This window comes from Streptomyces sp. NPDC059900 (genome assembly GCF_050270335.1).
GTDB lineage: Bacteria > Actinomycetota > Actinomycetes > Streptomycetales > Streptomycetaceae > Streptomyces.
Genome location: NZ_JBNNJZ010000663.1, coordinates 1 through 4162 on the forward strand (window position 1 = coordinate 1; position 4162 = coordinate 4162).

5 protein-coding genes are annotated in these 4162 nt (G+C 71.5%); all 5 read left to right on the top strand.

From position 1 onward, the window contains the following. Window positions 1-987: NAD(P)/FAD-dependent oxidoreductase (locus ACQKIP_RS41500; protein ID WP_427745377.1), on the top strand; the 987-nt coding region annotated here is incomplete at its 5' end. Window positions 988-1051: 64 nt separating this feature from the next. Continuing rightward, complete coding sequence (locus ACQKIP_RS41505; protein WP_361188876.1) at window positions 1052-1417, top strand: Rv2175c family DNA-binding protein; 366 nt, start codon at window positions 1052-1054, stop codon at window positions 1415-1417. Window positions 1418-1502: 85 nt separating this feature from the next. Then, window positions 1503-2159 (top strand): thiamine phosphate synthase, encoded by a 657-nt coding sequence (gene thiE, locus ACQKIP_RS41510; protein ID WP_365852769.1) that lies wholly within the window; start codon window positions 1503-1505, stop codon window positions 2157-2159. A gap of 89 nt (window positions 2160-2248) precedes the next feature. After that, window positions 2249-3169 (top strand): methylenetetrahydrofolate reductase [NAD(P)H], encoded by a 921-nt coding sequence (gene metF, locus ACQKIP_RS41515; RefSeq protein WP_365852771.1) that lies wholly within the window; start codon window positions 2249-2251, stop codon window positions 3167-3169. A gap of 45 nt (window positions 3170-3214) precedes the next feature. Continuing rightward, window positions 3215-4120, top strand: coding sequence for a hypothetical protein (locus ACQKIP_RS41520; protein ID WP_365852773.1), 906 nt, complete (start codon window positions 3215-3217; stop codon window positions 4118-4120). Window positions 4121-4162: the final 42 nt, after the last annotated feature.

A 4162-nucleotide genomic window follows, 5' to 3' on the forward strand; every position in this document is an offset into this window, starting at 1 on the left:
ATCCTCTCCCACAAGTTAAAAATAGACAGCCCCGCCGACCACGTCCTGGACACCGCGGCGGGCCCGGTGCCCTACGACACCCTGGTCATCGCCACCGGCGCCGAGCCGGTCCTGCTGCCGGGCACGTCCGGAGTGCCGGGCGTCCACCTGCTGCGCACCCTCGACGACGCCGAGCGGCTGCGGCCCGTGCTCGCCGGGCAGCACCGCATCGTCGTCGTCGGCGCGGGCTGGATCGGCGCCGAGTTCGCGACCGCCGCGCGTGAGGCGGGCTGCGCGGTCACCGTCGTCGAAGCCGCCGGGCGGCCGCTCGCGGGGGCCCTGCCCGCGGAGGTCGCGGCGCCGATGACGTCCTGGTACGCCGACTCCGGAGCCGAACTGCGCGTCCACGCGCGCGTGGAGCGCGTCGAGCCCGGCAGCGTCCTGCTCGCCGACGGCACCCGGCTGCCCGCAGACGCGGTCGTGGTCGGCATCGGCGCACGCCCCGCCACGGACTGGCTCGCGGACTCGGGCATCACCCTGGGCGCCCACCGGGAGATCCTCGCCGACGACCATCTGCGGACGTCGGAACCCGATGTCTACGCGGTCGGCGACTGCTCCTCGTTCCCCTCGGGACGGTACGGCGAGCGCCTTCTCGTCCACCACTGGGACAACGCCCTGCAAGGCCCGCGCACGGTGGCGGCGAACATCATCGGCGAGACCCCGTCGGCGTACGACCCCGTCCCGTATTTCTGGTCCGAGCAGTTCGGGCGCTTCGTCCAGTTCGCCGGCCATCACGCGGCCGACGACGAGCTGGTGTGGCGCGGCGATCCGGCGGGCGCGGCCTGGAGCGTGTGCTGGCTGCGCGGGGGCGCCCTGGCGGCCGTCCTCGCGGTGGGCCGCCCCAGGGACCTGGCGCAGGGCCGCAAACTGATCGAGGCGGGCACCCGCCTCGATCCCGGCCTGGTGGCGGACCCCGCGGTACCGCTGAAGAAGGCCGTGCTCGCATAGCCGAGGGGCGGTCGAGGGGGCCGCTGCCCGGCCGCTGTCGGTGCCCGGAGCTAGGCTTGTCCCCGTGACCGAGATTGACGCAAAGACCGATGCTCTCGTCCCCGAGTGGCTGCACCTTCCCGACATCGCAGAAATGCTGGACGTCGAGGTGACGCGTGTGCGCCAGCTGGTCAAGGAGGGCCAGCTGATCGCCGTACGCCGTGGTGAGAACCGCGCGCTCGCCGTGCCGGCCGCCTTCATCGACGGCGAGAAGATCGTCAAGGGCCTCACCGGCACCTTGACGCTCCTGAGGGACGACGGCTTCACCGACGAAGAGATGCTGGAGTGGCTCTTCACTCCCGACCCGACCCTGCCCGGCACGCCCGCGCAGGCCCTGAGCGAGAATCGCGGGACGGAGGTGAAGCGCCGCGCCCAGGCGCTCGCCGTCTGACCGACACGGAAAACCGTTGCGTACGGGCCGTGTGTCCCCGGGGACACACGGCCCGTAGGCCGCCGACGACCGGGGGGACCCACACATGGCCACCAAGCCTGCCCGCGAGCAGCTCGCAGACGCCCGCCTCTACCTGTGTGTGGACGCCCGCAAGCGCCAGGGAGACCTCCCGGAGTTCCTGGACGCCGCCCTCGGCGGTGGCGTCGACATCGTGCAGCTGCGGGACAAGGGCATGGAGGCGGCCGAGGAGCTCGAACACCTCCAGGTCTTCGCCGACGCCGCCCGCAGGCACGGCAAGCTCCTCGCGGTGAACGACCGCGCGGACATCGCGCACGCCATCGGCGCCGACGTGCTGCACCTGGGCCAGGGCGACCTGCCCGTGCCCGCGGCCCGCCGCATCCTGGGCGGCAGCGACGACGTGCTCATCGGCCGGTCCACGCACGCCGAGGCCGAGGCCGCCGCAGCGGCGACGCAGGACGGCGTGGACTACTTCTGCACGGGACCCTGCTGGCCGACCCCCACCAAGCCGGGCCGGTACGCCCCCGGGCTCGACCTCGTCCGGTACACCGCGTCGCTCGGCACGGACCGCCCCTGGTTCGCCATCGGCGGCATCGACGCGGGCAATCTCGACGAGGTGCTCGAAGCCGGCGCCCGCCGCGTCGTCGTCGTGCGGGCCATCACCGAGGCGGACGATCCGGCGGCAGCGGCGGCCGACTTCGCAAAGCGGCTGCGTACGGCCTGATCGTCGATCTTCGGCCAACCTTCGCGGAGGCTGTCCGCAGGGTGGACGGGGATTGGCCGGTAGCGGTGGCCCGTCGCTAACCTGCCCGTATGGCCCTAGGCACAGCTTCCACCAGATCTGATCGCGCACGCACCGTGCGTGACATGCTCGCGACCGGCGAGACGACGTTCTCCTTCGAGTTCTCGGCGCCGAAAACCCCGAAGGGCGAGCGGAACCTGTGGAACGCCCTGCGCCGGGTCGAGGCGGTGGCCCCCAGCTTCGTCTCCGTGACGTACGGAGCGGGCGGCTCGACGCGAGCGGGCACGGTCAAGGAGACGGAGCAGATCGTCGCCGACTCGACGCTCACGCCGGTGGCCCACCTGACCGCGGTCGACCACTCCGTGGCCGAACTGCGCAACATCATCGGGCAGTACGCGGACGCGGGCATCAGGAACATGCTCGCGGTCCGCGGCGACCCGCCCGGCGACCCGCTCGCCGACTGGGTCAAGCACCCCGAGGGCCTGACGTACGCAGCCGAACTGGTCCGGCTGATCAAGGAGTCGGGCGACTTCTGCGTGGGCGTCGCGGCCTTCCCCGCGATGCATCCGCGCTCGGAGGAGTGGGACACGGACGTACGGCACTTCGTCGACAAGTGCCGCGCGGGCGCCGACTACGCGATCACACAGATGTTCTTCTATCCGGAGGAGTATCTGCGCCTTCGTGACCGGGTCGAGGCCGCGGGCTGTTCGACGCCGATCATTCCGGAGATCATGCCGGTCACGAACGTACGCATGCTGGAACGCCTGCCCCAGCTCAGCAACGCGACCTTCCCGCCGGAACTCAAAGAGCGCATCCTCACAGCCAAAGACGATCCTGCGGCTGTACGCTCCATTGGCATCGAGTTCGCGACGGAGTTCTGCGCGCGGTTGCTGGCCGAGGGTGTCCCGGGGCTGCACTTCATCACGCTCAACAACTCCACGGCGACTCTGGAAATCTACGAGAATCTGGGCCTGCATCACCCGCAGGCCTGACCGGCCGTACCCCGGAGGGCGGCGGCCGCGGGGAGAGGGGCGTACATGGGCTGGACGGTCCTCTACATCGCGTTCGGCGGCGTCGCGCTGTGGCTGCTCGGCGAGGTGCTGTTGCAGTACAAGGCGCGGCTGCGCTGGCGGCTGCTCGCCTTCGGCGGCTTCCTCGGCGTGGTCATCGGCGTGCTGCTGCCCTCGGTGGTGGTCATCGCCATCGGCGCGATCGCCTTCGCCACCGGACAGACCTACGTGACGCTGTCGTTCCGCCGCGGCTTCTCGACCGGCTGGGCGCTCGGCGGCCAGCCCGGCCTGAGCAAGCGCCGCAAGACGACGCAGCGGGGCGGCGAGACCGACCGGGAGCCGACGCTCCAGGTCTCCGACCTGGAGTACGAGTCGGCGGGTCCGGCCGGGCCGCCGCCCGAGGCCCCTCCCGGCGGCGGGGTCTACGCGCCGGAGCCGATGCCCGACGACACCGGCCAGTACGGCGTCTACAGCGACGACGCCTACGCACAGCAGCAGTCAGCGCAGCAGTCAGGCCAGCAGTCCGCTCAGCAGGACAGCGCCTACGGCTACGACACCTACGCGGCGGCGGGCTATGACCCCCAGCAGCCGTACGCGTACGGCGAGACGGGCCAGCAGCAGTACGCCGCGTACTCCGACCCGTACATCGGGACGCAGACCTACGGCGGCCAGCAGAGCTACGACACGTACGGCGACCAGCAGCAGTACGCGTCCTACGGCGCCGCCGATCCGTACGGCACCGGGGCCGGGACGTACAACGACACCCCGCCCGGCGGGGTCTGGGTGCCGCAGCAGCGCAGTGCCGAGGACCCCTACGGTCAGTACGGCCAGTACGGCGGTGAACTCCCGCCGGAGCAGCCCTACCCCTACCAGGGTGAGCAGGCCCGGGAGAACGGCTACGACGCGGGCTACAACGAGCAGTACCGCTACTGAAACCGGGGGCCCGCGGTCCTGTTCACCGCGCGCCCCTCACCG

What these genes read in the sequence shown, in the direction of transcription:
- ACQKIP_RS41520 (WP_365852773.1), top strand. Translation starts at nt 3,215, where the DNA reads ATGGGCTGGACGGTCCTCTACATCGCGTTCGGCGGCGTCGCGCTGTGG.
- metF (WP_365852771.1), top strand. Translation starts at nt 2,249, where the DNA reads ATGGCCCTAGGCACAGCTTCCACCAGATCTGATCGCGCACGCACCGTG.
- thiE (WP_365852769.1), top strand. Translation starts at nt 1,503, where the DNA reads ATGGCCACCAAGCCTGCCCGCGAGCAGCTCGCAGACGCCCGCCTCTAC.